The organism is Bacillus cereus group sp. Bce041, from assembly GCF_052646455.1.
In genome coordinates this window covers 1-18,231 of record NZ_JBQXON010000020.1, presented here as the reverse complement: position 1 = coordinate 18,231, position 18,231 = coordinate 1, and the positions used below count along the sequence as shown (strand labels likewise).

Below are 18,231 nucleotides of genomic sequence, written 5' to 3'. Positions count from 1 at the left end.
GCGTATTTCAAGAAATCCCCTAATTTTAGCCGTGTTATAGATGTTCATGAGAGTTTCATTTTTATAACACACATTATGGATAAAGGTATTAACACAAGTTTAAATCATAAGAACGAAGTATTTTATTTATAAAGTATATGAATTACGAGAATAGCCACCTAACAAATAAGAAATGGAGTGTCTTTTTATTTAGTAATCTTGCGTCTCCAAACATCCTTACAGGTTGTTTGGAGACGCAAAATGTTTAATACTGTAGGAATAAAAAAATGAACGCTTACGAAACGTTAATTTAACGATTCGTAAAACGTGAACGCATAGCGTTCACAAGGAATCCGGTTCATTAATATGATACGTTTAGATATATTTATATCTAAACGTATCATATTGCTTTAGGATAGATATGTCTTATTTAACAGTGTTGATAACGCGTATAAATTAGTAATAATGAACGCTGCGATGGTATGGTGCTTTTTTATTATTACAAATCTTAAGATTTATCCTAAGTTAATGTTAAGCTTAATATAACAAATACAATCTGATAAATTTATTAAAGTAGGCTGGAGATATATGAAGTATCTTTGGAATCCATAAGGCAGGACAAAGAGATAAGTAGTTGTGATTATGCTAAAATCTTCTTTAACTTAAGTGTTATTGAGTGTTTTTTTTATGTGAACACTACCCGTTTTTTGGCGTTTACCTATTTAATATCAATATCCTGAGTTGTTTAAAGGATACAATTTATACTAAAGCAATATATAATCTGATAGGGTGTATCAATTAATAGTCCATAATAAAGCTGTATGTTTCTATGTTGTACTAATTAATGAACGTTATAATAACGACCCTGACTATGCTATATATGTCATAAAGTATTTTAAGCAAGTGGTATGAAATAAAGTAGTTGCTAGATTAAAAATAGTTGATGTTAGTTGACTATGTTCGAAGTATGATTACGGAAATATAGACATTAATTGGTGTGTTCTTCCTGTGGTACATATCTTATTAGCAAAGCTTTAAATTATAAGAGCGATACGAATCGTCTAAAAGGCCTAGGAGTTATGTGATAGCGGCCTAACAAATTAAAGAATGGAAAATTTTCTGTGTTTAGTGTTTTGAACTTGAAACGATCTGTAAGGATATTAGATGGCAAGTATTTTAAAACAATAAAAAAATGATATGAGCGCTTACAAAACGTTAATTTAACGTTTTGTAAATAATGAACGCTATGCGTTCATTAGAGATTCAGTGCATAAATATAGTAGTTTTCCTTTAAGGACATAATGTAACTTTAGAAGTAAAGATATGGCCTTTAATAATAGCGTTTATAACGCATAGGATTTAATAATAATGAATGCTGTGATTGATGACATTTATATGAAAAAATTTAGTCTGGCAAAATGAATTAAAGAAGACTAGAAAAAGCATGGAGTTTCCTATACAGGTTTATTATGTGGTTAAGAAATTAGAGGATTTGTCAATCTTCTCTAAAAATTGACAAAGTAAACACTTAACTAATTTTAGGAAAAAGGATTAACATGTTTCTATTAGCGATATAGAGAGTTTTTGTAATCCATAAGAAAGGTCCAATAAGATATGTTAAGCAAAATATATTTGACAACTGAGTACTTAGTATCCTTGAGGTAATGGATACCTAAGTACAGAAGCCAAACGGTTTCTAATTCAGTAGGCTATCCCGATAGTTCCTACGGTTGGCTTCATTTCTAAGATTGAGCGCTGTGTTACGATCTCTATTATGATGTGGGCCACAATAAGGATAATCCTACTCACGAATGTTTAGATTTTTAGCATCTATGTTTTTATAGTTGCAATTGGAACATAATTGACTAGAAGCAAATGTTTTAGATATTACAACTAATTGTTTGAAATTGTGACCAAGACATGCCACAAATCGTTTTTACAAGCTTTCTATTTTTGAGCATACCACTGAATTATAAGTATTCTTTACCAATGACATGATGCTTTTTGGTGATTTTAGTAGAAAGTTTATGTAATTAATCAATCTTTATAATAGCATCATGTATCACAGGCTGTTTATTCTAGTTAGGATTAGTAACACAAGTTGTAAAAAACTACACTCTTCAAAATTAAACGAGAAAAAACATATCATAGGAATTTTTTTACAAAACTACGTATTCGTGTTGTAAGGATGAGCAAAAAAAAAAGCGGTAGCTACCGCTTTTTTTTTTGCTCAATTAGATATATTTGATAAAAAACGTATATCTGATTTAATTTAAATTAAATAAACGTTGAATGAACGTTTTTTTGGTGTTATCTTGCTGTTCTTGGCGATCTTCATTTAATAGTTCAATTGCTTTATCCAGTTTTTCTTGTAATAACTGAATCTGTAGATCTTTGTCTTCTTTTTCTGAGCGTTCCTGTAATAACAATTTAATGATATCTTGGTTTTGTTGTACAATTTTATCTTGTTGCTCAAGCATGTGAGAAAATTTTTCTTGAATCATCAAAATATCACTTTCTGAACGTTTTCTGAGCGTTACTTGAACTTCATTTTCCTCATGAACGCTATCCGTTTTCTGAGCGTTCTCTTCAGTGTTTTCCATGCTTCTTGTTGCAGCTTCTTCTAGTTTCCAGTTTTGATTTAAGTATTCTTTCATTTGCTTTAAGATATCTATATCATTCTCATAGTAAATTCGTTGATTACGCTCATTTCTTTCAAATATATATTCCATTTTTTCTAGTTCAATTGACCATCTGCGAAGTGTATTGGTGTTTATATCTAGTTGTTTTGCTACTTCTTGTGCAAAATATCCATATTCCAAACTTCACACCTCCATTATTTGTGTATTAGATATTGATTCGTTCTTGAAAAGATCTTTCCTTTAAGAGTAGAAATTTTTATAAGCAGCCATCTAATCATTTGTACTCATATCGGTTTGTTTGTATACATACTTATATATTAAGTCAGTCTATACATCTAGCGTTAATGTTTTTTCAAGAATAAACGCTATTCGTTCTAATAGCGTTCATTCTTGGAAGTGAACAAGTATTTATACAACATTAATGTGCGTAGGAGATTATTTTAAAACTAACTATTAATATTAGAAGTTTGTTGCTGATATAAGAATTTTACTAGATATTTGCAATAGAATCAAAGCTTTCATTAATAGAATTAGTAATTAAGTACGGTTTTTATATTACATATGCTTAAAAGCAAATGAAAAGCTTTATTTATATGTGAACGCTGTGCGTTAAAGTAGCGTTTTATTTTTGTATAAAAGCTTGTATAGGTAGTATTTGAATTTTTAAAAGGTGCTGATATTATTTGTTAGGTTGTGAATCTCAAATGAGGTTGTTTTTATATGTGAGAAATAATGAGGGTTATTCGGAGATTAAATGTGTTGTTTAAATATTAAATAGACATAGCTTTAAAAACTCAGTTTTAGGTTTCATGTGTATTAGTATGGGCCAGATTTTTGAATAATATACATCTATAATTTGATATGAAATGTACATAGGAGGGAAGGGGCAATTGATTTAGGCATTTATTAGTGTGACGATCATACTTTAAACTAAAATATATTAAAAGAAAAAATAAATGGAAGAAAGAATTTAATATTATTTTGTTAGATTTAAAGGAATACAATACAATGCAACTATACAATTTTGCATATTAACTGTTAGAATGACGGATTTCCTTAAGGATAGACAATGAAAGTTTATATATTATGGGTACAATAATATACAAATCCTGCTTCAAAAAAGTAAAAAATGTAATACTATGAATTTCCATCCCTTTAATCTTAGCCTATCAAATAATTGTTAACATGAAAGATTTCCAATAAATGCTTAAAGCAATAGATAATATATTGAAGCAAAATATAGACTATGTAGTAGCAGTGGTTCAAGGAATAAAAAAATAAAATTTAATTGTATCTATTCAACAAATAGAAGTACAGTTTATCTAATTAAGTAAAAAATTAGGGAATCTTCTAGTAGTTATACTAAGTCTCCCTAAAAATCAACAAAAAGAGACAACATACTAGATTTAATAAATCATGTTTAAGAAATTAAAAATTAATAAAAACTTAAAATTGAATTCAGTCATATTTTGTTATATTTGCTGTATATTTAGAATACCTCAGTTTTAAGTGTATAACCAATATTAAATGCTATTCTGTCCTAACATTTAATTATGTAAGGTTTTTTATTCAAAGGTTTGTTAGATATCAAATAGTATTCCGGCCTAACAATAAGAAAAAGTCTATAAAGCCTATTAAATCAATAGTTGATAGCAGAATTAGATACCTGTTTAATGCTGTAACTTTGACGTACAAGACTAGGTATCCCTGAAGAGAAAAAACTCTTGTTTATTTTTTAAAGTTTTACAACAAATTTATAGATGAAATAGTATATATAATAATATCTAATTACTTTTAGTTTAATTAAAAGTATGTGGTGTATACAATGACGATAAAATTGTATAAATATAAGAATGATATTGAAAATCCTTACTATATTTTACTTGTTCTTTTATAAACGGCTATTTTACAAGCTCCTTTATAAAATGGATTATTAGTTATAAAATTGTTAAGAGGGGGAACAGAGAATGGATCGAAAAATCAATAAAGTGATGAACAATCTTCTATTTTTAATAAAGCAAGGTCAAGAGAATTAAAGAGTTTATGTTTTGTGATGCTGGGAAACAAGCATAAGTATGTAAAATAAAAGGTATTGATTGGCAAAAGAAAACAAAGTGCAAAGTCATGAGTGATCATCAGGAAAAGAAATGGGCAGGTTTCTTTCATCTATGTTTTAACATATAAAAAGTTGTAGAGAAAAGGGGTATGTAGAATGGAAGAAGGTTGTATTTTGTTTTCAGCAAGGGTTTAAAGAATTTCTTATTATGATGGTCTGTTTTTGGTTCATTATGTTTCTCATGTATGGTGAAAGCCTGTTACAATAGAATGGAGTCGAAAGTCAAAATACCCTTAGGTAGCTCTCATAGGTGTAAGATCTATATGGGCTTTTTTAACAAGGAAACATAAAATTTCACATACCGAAATATTTAATAAAGACAAAAAAATACCAAAGTAATAGTCTACATTTAATTTTATACCTAATTAATCCGCTTAATGGATTCACCATATCAAAAAAAGAAAATTGTACGTTTAGACACAATTGCATTAAATTGATGTGAAACAATAGCTTAAAACCAAAATATAAATATAATTTCTTGATTTTTTTCTCAATTTACACTTTTTTCTTTTTGGTAAGTCAGGAAACTTCTTCATTGTGTCAACAGCATGCATGAGCGTGAAATATGGATGTCTTAAAATCATTTTCGGTCCGCTCTTTTTCATAACTTCCTTAATTAAATCTTTCATATCTGGTTTATAACAATGAATTTTGCAATTTTGACATGCTGGTTTCTTTTCTTGAAATGGACATTTTGATAAACGAAAATAAGCATAATCTTTTAATTTTTGACATTCTTCACATATAGTGTTTTGTTTATGTTCGTTTTTACAATACATATCAATCATAATGCTAATTGTTTTCTCTTCACGTTCAACTCGATTCATAAATTGGTGCCTCCTGCTTCAAAGTCTCTCTGCTTTGATTGTAAAACTTTTTAGAGAGTTTACTTGAATTTTTAATGACAGTTTTTCTAATGTTTATCTCTTTCCTAAGATTTAAATATGGTTCCTTCTTTTTCTTGTGAGCTTCGGTTACCTAAACGACTCGAACAGCAAGAGTTCACTCGATTTTTCCACGTTATTAATTGATTCTATTGGAAGGTGGGGAGTATTTGAAGTTTACTGCTATATCAGATAATTCAGCCTTAGAGCACGCAATCTGCGTTTTGTTTTAGGACCACTATACAATTTTTAAATCAATGAATGTGTGGTGGTACCGCTTATTATAAAATTGGATTTTTAGTGGAATAAATGTTAAGTCTGATTTACATTTTGTTAATTATGGTATACATTTAAGCTAAGAGGTGGTGAACTTGACTATTTTTAACAAAGTAAAGGAAATTAGAGCTCGCTTTAATTTCACACAAAGTGTATTAGCTGAAAAAGTTGGAGTGACGAGGCAAACGATCGCAGCAATTGAAAAAGGGGATTACGTCCCTTCATTATTACTAGCATTGTCAATTTGTGATGTGTTTGATTTGAAGATGGAAGAAGTGTTTGTATTAAATAAGGAGGAAGAAGAGGATGAATAGATTGATGATTTCTTATGTGATTAATGTACTTATTATGGCATTAGCATGTTGGGTATTCATTGAACTTTATTACGGCATTATAGAACTTGCCAATATTATTGACGCTAAGAAAGTAACCTTTGAAGTATCATTAAATATTACACCAGTCTTATTTTTATTAGTTATAGGTATTGTAATAACAATTTTTTATAAAATACAGAAGAAGAAATATAACGCCCTTTCATATCTGATGTATCCACTATTGTTTCCCCTAGAAGACGAACGTGAAAAGTTAATTACTGAAAGAGCTTGTCGTACAGCATTTGTTTCACTCTGGTATGTGTTAATCTTCGCAGTTGGATTTTTAGTGCTTTCTCCTATTTTCAATATATATATTCCAGGATATCCCTTATACATTGTATTTAGTGTTTTCTTTATTCAAATGACAGTTTTTTATTTATCTTTATACCGAAATAAAATAATGTAAAGTGAGACCCTCTTGCAAAAGCAAGAGGTTTTTTAGCTGATACTAGTATATAGCGATATTATTTTATAAAAATGATTTTCGTTTCTGAGGGTACTTTAAAAATGTTAAAAAATAACTGGAATGTTTTTATTTTTGTGAATTTTTTATATTTTTAATAGGATGAATTTGGCGATATGTAATTTAAATTTACAACAAAATACTACAATTTCCTATTAAATAACAGTGAAAGTAAAATTAAATATATCCATTTTATTAAGATAGTACTACATTCATAGGAAATTTGTTCAATTGTATATAGAGAGATATTATTTTAAATAGTTATTAATAACGAAGAAGGAGAGGGAAAATTATGTTCAATCAAAGAACAAGAAATGGCGTCAAAAAAATCCTAGCAATTACAGCAGCTAGTACGATGTTTTCGATGTTTGGCTCATCAATTTCTATCATAGAGGCGGCGTCTGCTCCAGGAGTTTATGTTACACCTAAAAATAGTGTTTCTTCAGACATTATTAGTATAGACTGGTCTCCTGTTCAAACAGCTCCTTATACATATTGGGCTGTACATAACTGGAACCAGGGGGGAGAAGCTGGTGGGTATGCTGGATTCCAACAACAAAGCGGTTTTGATGAAAATGGAAAGCGTACTTTACACTTTGCAGTTTGGGATCCTATTTCCTCTAAGGAAGCAATAAAAGCAGAATATGTATCCCCTACATCAGTTGCAAGTAATTTTGGTGGAGAAGGAACAGGTCTTAAAATTCAGACGACATATGATTGGAAGAATTATAATTGGTATCGCATGACAATGCGTTCTTGGCAAGAGAATGGACATACAAAATTTGGACAGTGGTTAAAAGATGTTTCAAAAAACCAATGGAAGCTTATTGGGATTATGGACTTTCCAGTTCCTAACGTTACATTTAACTACGGACAAACGCTGTTTCAAGAAGATTGGGCTGGTAATGGACAAGATGTAAGAGAGGCACGTGTGAAAAATGGATATGGAAGAAATATCTCAGATAAAAAATGGATATCTTGGAATACTCAATCGATAGAGGGGCAAGAGCCATTGAATAATAATTGGGATGGGGGAGCTACTTCAGAATATCTTTGGTTTAAGGCTGGGGGAGACTCTCGATCAACTATTGGAACAGGAAAAACATTTACGTTAAATCAACCTAGCCAACCTGAAATAGGAAAATTAGATTATGATGTAAAGTCTATGTATTATGAAAATGAAAAATTAAATATATCTTGGCAACTAAAAGATAGTAGTACACCTCAATTTAAGGGGAAAATTGAAATTTATAATAATGAAAATATGACGGGCCAACCGATTAACGTAATTAATGATATTAAATCTTATCAAAATGGAATCAGTCAATCTATATCATTACCAACAAATACTTATGCAAAAATTGTATTAACAGATATATTTGATCAAACTGTGGAAAAAAAGGTGAAAATCAAAAATGAATCTCCAAACATTTTAGAAGGGGATCGGTTTGCATGGTCGATGAAGGGTATAGGAGATTTTGAATTTGCAAAACTTGATTTAAATAAATCAACAGAAGAATTGCAAGTTAGTTTAATAGCAGGTACACCACACAATTATTTTGATAGTACGTATGCAAGTATTAAAGTACAAGATACATCAGGTAAAGTGGTATATAACAAAGAGGTTTATGGGAATACCCAACAAAATGCTGAATCAAAAACAGTCCCAGTAAAAGTGGGCAATTTTATTGAACTTACACACCTAGAAGGTGCAGAGAGAGCAATATTAACAAATTTAGATAATAATAAACGAGAAAGCTTTGATAAAAAAGTAATATATGAAGTTACAAAGGATGGTCTGAAGAAAATCAATCAAATTGTTATTCCTAAACCGGACACAGAAGCTCCTACACAGCCATTAGGATTATATGCAAGTGATGTTACAACAAACAGTGTAGAGTTAAAATGGAATCCTTCTACAGACAATGTGGGTGTAAAAGAATATCAAGTGTTACGTGATGGACAATTGATTCAAACGGTACAAGGAACGACGTTTACTGATCAAAACTTAACAGCTAATAAGGAATATAAATATGCAGTGAGGGCTGTAGATGCAGCTGGAAATACATCGATTCAAAGTGATATTCTTCCAATTAAAACAAAAGATCAAAATGTATCTTATGAAAAATGGGATCCAAAGAAGGCATATACAAAGGGCGATAAAGTAGAGTATCAAGGGAAATTTTATGAAGCGGTTCAAAGCTATCAAGGAAATGGAGATCCTACTTGGATATTTGCCTTATCTTTATGGCAACCATTTAAAATGAAATAAAAGTCTTGTACTTAATTTTTATATATTAGTTTAGTGGTCGCAAAAATATGTTTAGATTTTAGCAGAAGATTTCAAAATTGTAAGGGGAAAACTTCAAAACTTAAAATCTGTATATAAAGTAAATGGTAGTAAAAATACCAAATCTGAATTTTGTTAAGAAAGTGTACTAAAAAAATTGATTATATCAAGTGGTAAATAGCTTTATCACTGAGAGAAAAAAGCCCTGCACACAGGGCATCTAAAAAGATACCTTAGCAATAACGACAATTAGGGAGAAGTATTAACTAAGGTATCTGGGTGGATGGTTGCATAGTAAATATGCAATTTTGAGCATTGTTGAATGTATTGGGATATTCAACAAGTTCAGAGTAACACAAAGTTTCTGTTAATTCAGCCGGTAAATTTGTCCAAAAATACGGATCTATACATCCACTATTTACCTCAAATGTGGATTTATAGATCCTAACAAACGTGTGATTTGAATTTAAAAGAATCCTTTTAGAGACTTTTACTTGTCTATTATGAAAATTATACGATTTAGTGAAGTTCCTGGGCATATCGTTAAGATTAGGCCACAGGAAATATATAACCCTTAAATCATGAGATTCGAAAATATCTATGCATATCTTGTCATAACACCAAGACTTTTGGTAATTCTTTATTAATTAGGGGAGATATCATGTTAGATGAGAATGATAATCTGATTAGGAGGCATAGAGATGGAACTAACTAAATTGGAAAAGGTAATTGTTATTAGTACATTTGTTCAAGGGTTAGGTGAGGAATTCCTGGAAAATAGCAAGGACAATCATTCTTTAAAACAACTACTTAGAGAGATAGAAAAGGTGTTTAATGATTCAACATCAAATCAAATGCGAGAAGCAGCTGAAAGTGTACTAGAAAAATTTATTTATGATTTAATAAAAGAAAACAATCTTCCACTACCAAAAATAAATTAAGATTCATTGGAGAACGAGAGGGCAGTAAGGAAATGCCTATAAGGAATCGCTACAGTATCCCTATAAAAATCGATATCAAGCTTGCATAAAGAATAATATATAAAGAGATTATTCTCTTTATATATGCCAAAAGTCAGTTACTTGTTTTCGAGAATCATGTTTTCTAACTATCTTCATTATTTTCTGCATTGTATTTGGTGATGGCACATAATCCTTGTCATTACACAGTTGGCCTAATGTATTTCTGTTTACCTTACTAGCTTTAGAAAAATCCTGAATTGAGTAATTGTAGCTAGCTAAAAATTTAGCTAGCTTTGTTCTATGTCTCCCAATACCTCTACCCCACACGTTAATCTCCTCCATAATCTTTTTTAATCATCCTTGTCCAAAATGCAAAAAACTATACGCAATTGCACAGAAAAATTTGCATATTGTACAAGCTATTCACAATAAGATGTATCAAGGTTGCTACCAAAGTAGCTATCAAGATACCTCTACCAAACTTCTAAGTTTGTAAGCCCATGTATCATTTACATTCAAAATTCTGTTTATAAAGGGGAAATTTATATGTTAACTACATTTATCTCTTTAGGAGCTTTAGGAGTAACGACAATTGGAGGGGCGCTGTTAGAAAAGCATCTTGTAAAAAACGATTATGTTGCAGCAGCGAAACTTGTAAGCGATGGAATATATCATGGAATAAGGATAGGTGGAGTTTGTTTCATTGGTTATGTATTCATTCAAATTGTGGTGATGTTTTAAGGAGGAAATTACATGGGGATTTTAAAGGATTGGCTTCATAAACAAACTTTGAAGAATCGACTTATAGAGGTGTTTGTAAAGGCAGGTTTATATGTAGATCATCAAACACGAGGTGGGAAAGTACCCATTTACCCGAAGATACATGACATTTCTTCCTCGAAAGAAAAGGTTCGATACATATTTACCATTCCAAACGGATTAGATCCGAAAACCATTGAAAAGAAGTGGTTTTGCTTTCAACAAATATTAGGGCGTAATGTAGCAATTGAAGGTGATATTAAAAGGTTTGTACTTAATGTGTTTCATTCGGATGCTGGGCTACAAGCATACAATTACAGTTATAAGAAGTGGCAGCCATTACTTATACAACATCATCTTCCCGTAATTGTAGGGCGTGACCAATTTGGAAATATGATTACGTATGACATGATTGCTTCAAACACGCCGCATCTTCTAATCGCAGGAGAGACAGGGAGCGGAAAAAGTAGTATGGTACGCGTTGTACTGTCTACACTCATTCAATATATGTCTCCTGATAAATTACATTTGTACCTGGGCGATTTGAAGAATTCCGAATTTCATTTCTTGCGAAGGGTGAAACACGTAAAAGAGGTTTGCATGGAAGAAATCGAAATGAAGATTATGCTGCAGAAAGTGTGGAAGGAAATACGCGAACGTAGAAAATTGATGGAAGAGTATGAAGTAGATCATATTGACGAATGCAACAAATTAAATCCTGATAATCAGAAACCATATATCTTACTTGCTATCGACGAAGTGGTCATGTTGCAAGATGAAAAAGAATGTATGTCTATAGTTGAAAAAATATCGGCAGTCGGAAGGGCACTTGGAGTTTTTTTAATGCTAAGTATGCAACGCCCTGATGCAAAAGTGTTGGATGGTAAGTTAAAGCTCAATATGACGGTTAGAATGGGCTTTAAATGTGATAGTACAATTAACAGTAATATTATGGGTACTCCTGGTTCAGAACGCTTGGAGCAATCTGGCCAAATGATATTAAAGTTAAATGGATTAAAGAAAGTACAATCTCCTTTTTTAGAATTAAGTAAAGCCAAGAAGATAGTTGAACCTTATCGTGTTCCGAAAGAGAATATAAAGTTGCAAAACCCACCACAAGAAGAAAATCAATTATTCGGGGTGTTAGATTATGAGGAATAGAGACAAAGCCATACTAAACAATTTGAAACGTTTTAGATGCATGTCTCGTGATGACATTATTGATTTGCATTTTCAAGGATTAAAGAACGCGGTGACATGCTGTAATACAGTGATGAAGCGATTAAGAAGAGATGGTCATGTGGATGCCAATATCTCGCAACAGCCATACATTTACTTCCCTCAATCCAGCACACTTCGCAAAACTAGTCAAAAGATTCCCCACTTTCTTGGCATAGTAGATGTGTATAAACAGCTTCTCTATTATGAAAAACCTAAACTGTTTAAAGTGGAGCCAAAGTACGGTAAAGAATTCATGGAACCTGATGCATTTACAATTTGGCGTAGATCTCCATTCTTCATTGAAGTCCAGAGGTCAGTTTACAGCAAAAAAGTTATGCAAGATAAAATAAATAGGTATGAATTATACTTCCATAGTCAGGAATGGCATAACGAATCTTGGCAGCCAAAAGAATCTAAATTCTTTCCATCAATACTTATAATTACTGAAAAGTATTATAATATCAGCTCTTTTAACCTACGTATTTTTCAAGCTTCTTCAATTAGTAAATTCTTGAATAGCCTTGCTGTAAAAGCACAGTAAAAATCCCTAATCAGGGATTTTTTCTCTAAAGCGGTTTCTTAATTTACATCTACGTTTATGAGGTCATCATTGACTGAATTAGTTCATATATTATTTTGCCAATGTGAATTCTAATACAGTTTCGGTTATTAATACAAGTAGCAATGCTGATATCGCAACAATTTCAGTATATACATTCCTTAGTGGTATCTCTATAACACTAAATGGTTAAAAAGCTTTAGTAATAATAGAAGTATTTTTCGGAATTTATTTATTAACGATTCGCCTCTCATCAATAACATATGATAATTAATATTAACCAGTATCTTTTATTTGATAGAATCGCTTGATTAGGCGTTCTTAAGTAGCGTTTGTTAACTTTCCAGGAACATAGTTACTTTCGGCGCATCGTCTCTTTAGTCACCGAATCAATTCCACATACTTTTGGTAGGAGGAATATTACCTGGAATTTCGAAAAATGTTTACAAATCCTTATAACAATAATTGATATTGAATGTTTTCTACCTTAAAAGCTAGTTAGGCGATAAAAATAACATGAATGGACATAATAAGTTTGGTAAATTCACGTATTAATTTTTTAATCCTAGGTATTATATTGCTTATAAAAGGATGTGTTAGAAGTGAGAATTGGAGTAGTTAAAGAGATAAAAAAGGGAGAAGCACGTGTAGGAATGACCCCTGAAAATGTTCGGAAGTTAGTTGAAGAAGGGCATCAAATCTTAGTAGAAAAAGATGCAGGTATTGGATCAGGATATACAAATGATGAATATACAGGCGCAGGTGCAAATTTAGTAGCACAAGGAGAAGCTTGGGAAGTTGATATGGTAGTTAAAGTAAAAGAACCATTACCTGAAGAATATCGTTACTTTAAAAAAGATCTTATAATCTGGGGTTTTTTACATTTGGCTGCGTCGAAAGAATGCGTAGAAGCAATGAGAAATGCTGGTACTACTGCAATTGCAGGAGAAACAATTAGCGAAGATGGTGTTTTGACATTATTAAAGCCAATGAGTGCAATTGCTGGGCGTCGTGCTGTATTTATGGGAGCATATTATTTAGAAAAACAACATCAAGGAGAAGGGATCTTATTATCAGGTATTGAGGGAATCCCTGCCGGAAATGTAGTTATTTTAGGTGGAGGAAATGCTGCAACTAATGCCTGTGATATGGCAATTGGAATTGGATGTAGTGTTACAATCCTAGAGGTTAATCAAGAAAGAATTGCATATTTAAGAAAGCAATACGCAACAGAAGAAGTAAATATAATTGAATCTAATACTGAAAATCTAGAGCGAACGATTAAAGAAGCAGATTTATTTATTTCAACAATTTTAATACCAGGATCTCGCCCTCCTAAAATTGTTAAAGAGTATATGGTTCAATCTATGAAGCCAGGAAGTGTCATTGTGGATATTGCAATAGATCAAGGTGGTACGGTAGAGACAGTCGATCATTATACAACTCATGATAATCCTGTATTTATTAAACATGATGTAATCCATTATGCAGTACCAAATATGCCTGGTGCTACTCCACGTACTTCTACTATGGCCTTAGCAAATGGAAATATTGAGTATTTACTAGAAATAGCTAAAAATGGATTAGAGAATGCAATCCAAAATAAACCGGCTTTAGCAACGGGGATAAATATTTACAAGGGTACGATAACTTATGAGAATTTAGGCGCAACACTAGAGTTAGATTATAAGCCATTGAAAGAAGTGTTAATATGAGTAATGAAATTTTACCACTCAACATTGGGAATATAAAAAATGCACAAAAAATTTTAGATGGAAATGCTAGAAAAACGCCTTTGGTTAAATCTTTCTATTTAACCAGTAAAACCGGTGGAGAAATTTATTTAAAGTTGGAAAACATGCAGTTAACGGGTTCATTTAAGTTTCGTGGTGCATTTAATAAAATTTCCCAACTAACAAATGAAGAAAAAGAACGTGGTGTAATCGCTTGTTCAGCTGGAAATCATGCACAGGGTGTTGCATTATCTTCTCATTTACTTAAAATTAAAAGCAAAATTGTGATGCCAACCTCTGCACCGCAAGCTAAAGTGGATGCGACGAGAGGATATGGTTCTGAAGTTATTTTATACGGTGATACATTTGATGATGCAAAAGCGAAATGTGAAGAAATTATAAAAGAAACAGGCGAAACATACCTACATCCATATGATGATGTAGAAGTAATGGCTGGCCAAGGGACAATTGGGTTAGATATTCTGGATGATATGTGGGATGTTGATACTGTTATTGTACCTATTGGTGGAGGAGGAATTATTTCAGGGATTGCTGTAGCACTGAAATCATTTAATCCTTCCATTAATATTATTGGGGTTCAAGCTGAAAACGTACACGGTATGAAAGCTTCTTATGATGCTGGAGAAATTGTATCACATTATAAAGCCCCAACAATAGCGGATGGTTGTGCAGTTAAAATACCTGGAAATTTAACCTTTGAAATTGTAAAAAACCTAGTAGATGACATTGTAACTGTATCAGAAGAAGAATTAGAAGTAGCGATGAAAGACTTATTGCAACGCGGAAAGGCTGTTGTAGAAGGAGCGGGAGCATTAGCCACAGCCGCTCTTCTTGCAGGAAAAGTTGATAAATATGTACAGGGTAAAAAAGTAGTAGCGGTTATTTCAGGTGGCAATGTGGATTTAAAACGTATTTCAAGTGTATGTGAGCATTTCTTTGTTGCTAATGAAGTAAAATAATGATTGAGGAATGTATATAATAAGTTGATATTGCTAAAAAAGAGCTAGGATGAAACATCTTAGTTCTTTTTTGTAATATCAGGATACTATTGAGACAGAGTTTGTTTAAAAACAAACTCTTATACAAGGGGTACAGCCAAATGCCCATCAAGCTAAAAATTGATTTTCTATGAAATTCCATTTTTTTAGTTATGCCACTATTATCGTTTCTGTTTCATTATCAGATAAGCTCAAATTTCTTTCTCATCTTAAAGTGGAACAAATTTATTACTTAAATTGTCTATTTAGTACACTTTTTAAATATGAATATATTTCTTAAAGTGGCTTCAATAATTTTAAGTAAATCAACAGGAGAATTGAAAGGCAGGAGAAAGTAGCATGTCAGAAAATTATCGTTCTCGAGAGGAGCGACGACAAGTTAAAAAGAAAAAACAGCCTGCTGCTAAGAAACAAAAAGCAAAAGGTAAAACATCGTTTTTTCGTAAGTTTTTAGTTAGTTGTTTATTACTTGGTATTGTGGGGTTAATCGCAGGAGTTGCTACCTTTTTCGTTATGATCAAAGATGCTCCAAAACTTGAGAAAGCAAAACTTGTTAATCCGTTATCCTCAAAAATTTATGATAAAGATGGGAAATTGATATATGAATATGGAAAAGAAAAACGAACGAATATTATGTATGATCAGATTCCTAAGTTAGTAGAAAATGCGTTTTTAGCAACAGAAGATGCTCGTTTTTACGAGCACAGTGGCGTAGACTATAAAGGTACTGCACGTGCAGCCCTAGTCAGCCTAAAAGGGGATTACGGCTCTCAAGGTGGAAGTACGATTACACAGCAAGTTATTAAAAATTACTTCTTATCGATGGAAAAAACATCAAAGAGAAAGGCGCAAGAAATATATTTAGCATATAAGCTAGAACAACAGTATTCAAAACATGAAATTTTAGAAATGTATTTAAATAAAGTTTACTTAGGTAACCGTTCATACGGAATCGCAACAGCAGTCCAAAATTACTATGGTAAGGAATTAAAAGATTTAACACTACCAGAAGTTGCAATGCTTGCTGGTTTAATGAAAGCTCCTAATAACTATGATCCAACGAAAGAACAAAATATCAAAAAAGCAACAGAAAGAAGAAATGTTGTACTTAAATTAATGAATCGACATGGTTATATTACAAAAAAAGAAATGGAAGAAGCATCAAAAGTTCCAGTAACAGAAGGACTTAAGAAAGCAACTGAACAAAAAGAAATGCCCTATCCAGCTTTTATGGATGCGGTTGTGAAAGAAGTTGAAAAAGAGTTGCCAGATGTTAATATCGGATCTGACGGTTTAGAAATTTATACAACATTAGATCCAAAGGCACAGGATTTTGCGGACAAGCTTTTAAATAAAGATATTATTAATTATCCAAATGAGAAATTCCAAGGGGCTTTCACATTTATGGATACGAAAACAGGAGAAGTACGTGCAATTGGTAGTGGACGTGGTGAAAATAAAGCTGTTTTTAAAGGACATAATATTGCAATTGAATTAAATCGCTCAGCAGGTTCAACGATGAAACCAATTTTTGATTACGCTCCTGCAATTGAATATTTAAAATGGGCTACTTACCATCAAATTGATGACTCTCCATTTAAGTACTCAACGGGACAAGAAGTTAGAAATGCAGATAGAAAGCATTTAGGACCAATTACAATGCGTGATGCATTGAAGACGTCCCGAAATATCCCGGCAATAAAAACTGCAAAAGAAGTAGGAATTAATAGATCAAAAGGTTTCTCTGAAAAGCTAGGTATTACATTTAATGTAGCACCGACCGAATCAACGGCGATTGGTACAAATGAAGCGTCACCGAATGAAATTGCAGGTGCTTATGCGGCATTTGGTAATAATGGTAAGTATACGAGGCCACATTTTGTTAAGAAAGTCATTTATTCAGATGGTAAATTAAAAAGTTTTGAGCAAAAGCCAAAAAGAGTTATGAAGGATTCTACAGCATATATGATTACTGATATGCTTCGTACTTTTGTTTCATCTGGATTAGGTACAACAGCTAATATAGGTTCTTTAGATATAGCGGGTAAAACAGGTACAACAAACTATTCTTTAGAACAAATAGCACAATATAATCTACCAGAAAGTGCAACTCGTGATAGTTGGTTTGCTGGTTATACACCACAATATACGATGGCAGTATGGACCGGATATACAAAGGATAGTAAAGATGATTACATTAGTAGTAAAAATACGAAAATAGCTCAATTGATTTTTAAAGAAATGATGAGTAAGTTTGCTACAGATAAGTCACAATTTAAAATGCCGAACAGTGTAGTTCAAGAAGGTAGCGAATTACGTATTAAAGGTGAGAAGCGTGATTCTTCTCCAAATACGAAAATAGAAAATACGACTGAACAGCCGAGTGAAAATAAGCAAAAAGAAAAGCAAAAGAAACAAGAAGAATTAAAGAAACTAGAAGAGAAAAAGCAAAGTGAACCAAAAAGTGGTAGTGACCAAGGAAATACAACACCACCAAACAATGGTAATGGCCAAGGAAATAAAACGCCGCCAAAAAGTGGCAGTGACCAAGGGAATACAACACCATCAAACAATGGTAATGGCCAAGGAAATACAACACCGCCAAAAAGTGGCAGTGACCAAGGGAATACAACACCACCAAACAATGGTAATGGCCAAGGAAATACAGCGCCACCAAAAAGTGGTAGTGACCAAGGGAATACAATACCACCAAACAATGAGGATGACCATGGAACGCCACCGTCACCAAGTAATGATGGGAATACAGGAGAGGCTTCAGCTAATAATGGATAATATGTAATCATATAATCAAAAAACGCTATCCTTTTTGTAGAAATATACAGTGGTCTGGCCCCATTTGGTGAGACAAAGAAAAAACACCTAGATAACATGTTTCCTATAAGCTATAGGTGACATATTATCTAATTTCCTCTGAATCCGTTCATTATTATAGT

At 32.1% G+C, this 18,231-nt stretch carries 14 protein-coding genes and 1 pseudogene; 10 read left to right on the top strand and 5 right to left on the bottom strand.

The window, feature by feature from the left end:
* Window positions 1-1,675: 1,675 nt before the first annotated feature.
* The 3 genes and pseudogenes from ACUN13_RS29175 to ACUN13_RS29165 form a co-directional block, all read right to left on the bottom strand.
* Window positions 1,676-2,012: pseudogene (locus ACUN13_RS29175) on the bottom strand (zinc ribbon domain-containing protein); the annotation flags it as partial.
* Between the two features lie 234 nt (window positions 2,013-2,246).
* The gene (locus ACUN13_RS29170; RefSeq protein ID WP_088346197.1) at window positions 2,247-2,801 is read right to left on the bottom strand and encodes a MerR family transcriptional regulator; all 555 of its coding nucleotides are present in this window, start codon (window positions 2,799-2,801) and stop codon (window positions 2,247-2,249) included.
* A gap of 2,364 nt (window positions 2,802-5,165) precedes the next feature.
* Entirely contained in the window at window positions 5,166-5,564 is a 399-nt protein-coding gene (locus ACUN13_RS29165; RefSeq protein ID WP_088346199.1) for a nitrous oxide-stimulated promoter family protein, read from the bottom strand.
* Between the two features lie 428 nt (window positions 5,565-5,992).
* Here ACUN13_RS29165 and ACUN13_RS29160 point away from each other — a divergent pair, with 428 nt between their 5' ends.
* The 4 genes from ACUN13_RS29160 to ACUN13_RS29145 all read left to right on the top strand — a co-directional run bounded on the left by ACUN13_RS29160 (window position 5,993) and on the right by ACUN13_RS29145 (window position 9,965).
* Window positions 5,993-6,211 carry a helix-turn-helix transcriptional regulator gene (locus ACUN13_RS29160; RefSeq protein WP_000151822.1) on the top strand — a complete coding sequence of 73 codons (219 nt, stop codon included), beginning with the start codon at window positions 5,993-5,995 and terminating at the stop codon, window positions 6,209-6,211.
* Window positions 6,204-6,677, top strand: a complete 474-nt coding sequence (locus tag ACUN13_RS29155) for a DUF2178 domain-containing protein (RefSeq protein ID WP_098508748.1) — start codon at window positions 6,204-6,206, stop codon at window positions 6,675-6,677. The genes ACUN13_RS29160 and ACUN13_RS29155 overlap by 8 nt, the downstream gene beginning before the upstream one ends.
* Before the next feature lie 349 nt (window positions 6,678-7,026).
* A complete protein-coding gene (locus ACUN13_RS29150; protein WP_341723350.1) occupies window positions 7,027-9,006 on the top strand; it encodes a DUF3472 domain-containing protein in 1,980 nt (659 codons plus the stop codon).
* Window positions 9,007-9,725: 719 nt separating this feature from the next.
* Window positions 9,726-9,965: a hypothetical protein gene (locus ACUN13_RS29145; protein WP_000424047.1), complete on the top strand. Its 240-nt coding sequence runs from the start codon at window positions 9,726-9,728 to the stop codon at window positions 9,963-9,965.
* A gap of 117 nt (window positions 9,966-10,082) precedes the next feature.
* Here ACUN13_RS29145 and ACUN13_RS29140 read toward each other — a convergent pair whose 3' ends face one another.
* Window positions 10,083-10,328, bottom strand: coding sequence for a helix-turn-helix domain-containing protein (locus ACUN13_RS29140; RefSeq protein WP_043308935.1), 246 nt, complete (start codon window positions 10,326-10,328; stop codon window positions 10,083-10,085).
* A gap of 204 nt (window positions 10,329-10,532) precedes the next feature.
* Here ACUN13_RS29140 and ACUN13_RS29135 point away from each other — a divergent pair, with 204 nt between their 5' ends.
* From ACUN13_RS29135 to ACUN13_RS29110, 6 genes are all read left to right on the top strand, one after another.
* Window positions 10,533-10,727 (top strand): hypothetical protein, encoded by a 195-nt coding sequence (locus ACUN13_RS29135; protein ID WP_016513385.1) that lies wholly within the window; start codon window positions 10,533-10,535, stop codon window positions 10,725-10,727.
* A gap of 12 nt (window positions 10,728-10,739) precedes the next feature.
* Entirely contained in the window at window positions 10,740-11,906 is a 1,167-nt protein-coding gene (locus tag ACUN13_RS29130; RefSeq protein WP_341723352.1) for an FtsK/SpoIIIE domain-containing protein, read from the top strand.
* Window positions 11,896-12,507 carry a replication-relaxation family protein gene (locus ACUN13_RS29125; RefSeq protein WP_088346211.1) on the top strand — a complete coding sequence of 204 codons (612 nt, stop codon included), beginning with the start codon at window positions 11,896-11,898 and terminating at the stop codon, window positions 12,505-12,507. The genes ACUN13_RS29130 and ACUN13_RS29125 overlap by 11 nt, the downstream gene beginning before the upstream one ends.
* Before the next feature lie 620 nt (window positions 12,508-13,127).
* Window positions 13,128-14,240 carry an alanine dehydrogenase gene (gene ald, locus ACUN13_RS29120; protein ID WP_086422716.1) on the top strand — a complete coding sequence of 371 codons (1,113 nt, stop codon included), beginning with the start codon at window positions 13,128-13,130 and terminating at the stop codon, window positions 14,238-14,240.
* Window positions 14,237-15,238, top strand: a complete 1,002-nt coding sequence (tdcB, locus tag ACUN13_RS29115) for a bifunctional threonine ammonia-lyase/L-serine ammonia-lyase TdcB (RefSeq protein ID WP_341723354.1) — start codon at window positions 14,237-14,239, stop codon at window positions 15,236-15,238. The genes ald and tdcB overlap by 4 nt, the downstream gene beginning before the upstream one ends.
* Window positions 15,239-15,616: 378 nt before the next feature.
* On the top strand, window positions 15,617-18,070 hold the full coding sequence (locus tag ACUN13_RS29110) for a PBP1A family penicillin-binding protein (protein WP_445424077.1): 2,454 nt from the start codon (window positions 15,617-15,619) through the stop codon (window positions 18,068-18,070).
* Between the two features lie 87 nt (window positions 18,071-18,157).
* Here ACUN13_RS29110 and ACUN13_RS29105 read toward each other — a convergent pair.
* A partial coding sequence (locus tag ACUN13_RS29105) for an IS3 family transposase (RefSeq protein ID WP_411511861.1) occupies window positions 18,158-18,231 on the bottom strand: 74 nt, incomplete at its 5' end.

Coding starts and splice junctions, on each gene's coding strand:
- ACUN13_RS29125 (WP_088346211.1), top strand. CDS start 11,896: ATGAGGAATAGAGACAAAGCCATACTAAACAATTTGAAACGTTTTAGA.
- ACUN13_RS29165 (WP_088346199.1), bottom strand. CDS start 5,564: ATGAATCGAGTTGAACGTGAAGAGAAAACAATTAGCATTATGATTGAT.
- ACUN13_RS29145 (WP_000424047.1), top strand. CDS start 9,726: ATGGAACTAACTAAATTGGAAAAGGTAATTGTTATTAGTACATTTGTT.
- tdcB (WP_341723354.1), top strand. CDS start 14,237: ATGAGTAATGAAATTTTACCACTCAACATTGGGAATATAAAAAATGCA.
- ACUN13_RS29130 (WP_341723352.1), top strand. CDS start 10,740: ATGGGGATTTTAAAGGATTGGCTTCATAAACAAACTTTGAAGAATCGA.
- ACUN13_RS29140 (WP_043308935.1), bottom strand. CDS start 10,328: ATGGAGGAGATTAACGTGTGGGGTAGAGGTATTGGGAGACATAGAACA.
- ACUN13_RS29150 (WP_341723350.1), top strand. CDS start 7,027: ATGTTCAATCAAAGAACAAGAAATGGCGTCAAAAAAATCCTAGCAATT.
- ACUN13_RS29155 (WP_098508748.1), top strand. CDS start 6,204: ATGAATAGATTGATGATTTCTTATGTGATTAATGTACTTATTATGGCA.
- ACUN13_RS29110 (WP_445424077.1), top strand. CDS start 15,617: ATGTCAGAAAATTATCGTTCTCGAGAGGAGCGACGACAAGTTAAAAAG.
- ACUN13_RS29135 (WP_016513385.1), top strand. CDS start 10,533: ATGTTAACTACATTTATCTCTTTAGGAGCTTTAGGAGTAACGACAATT.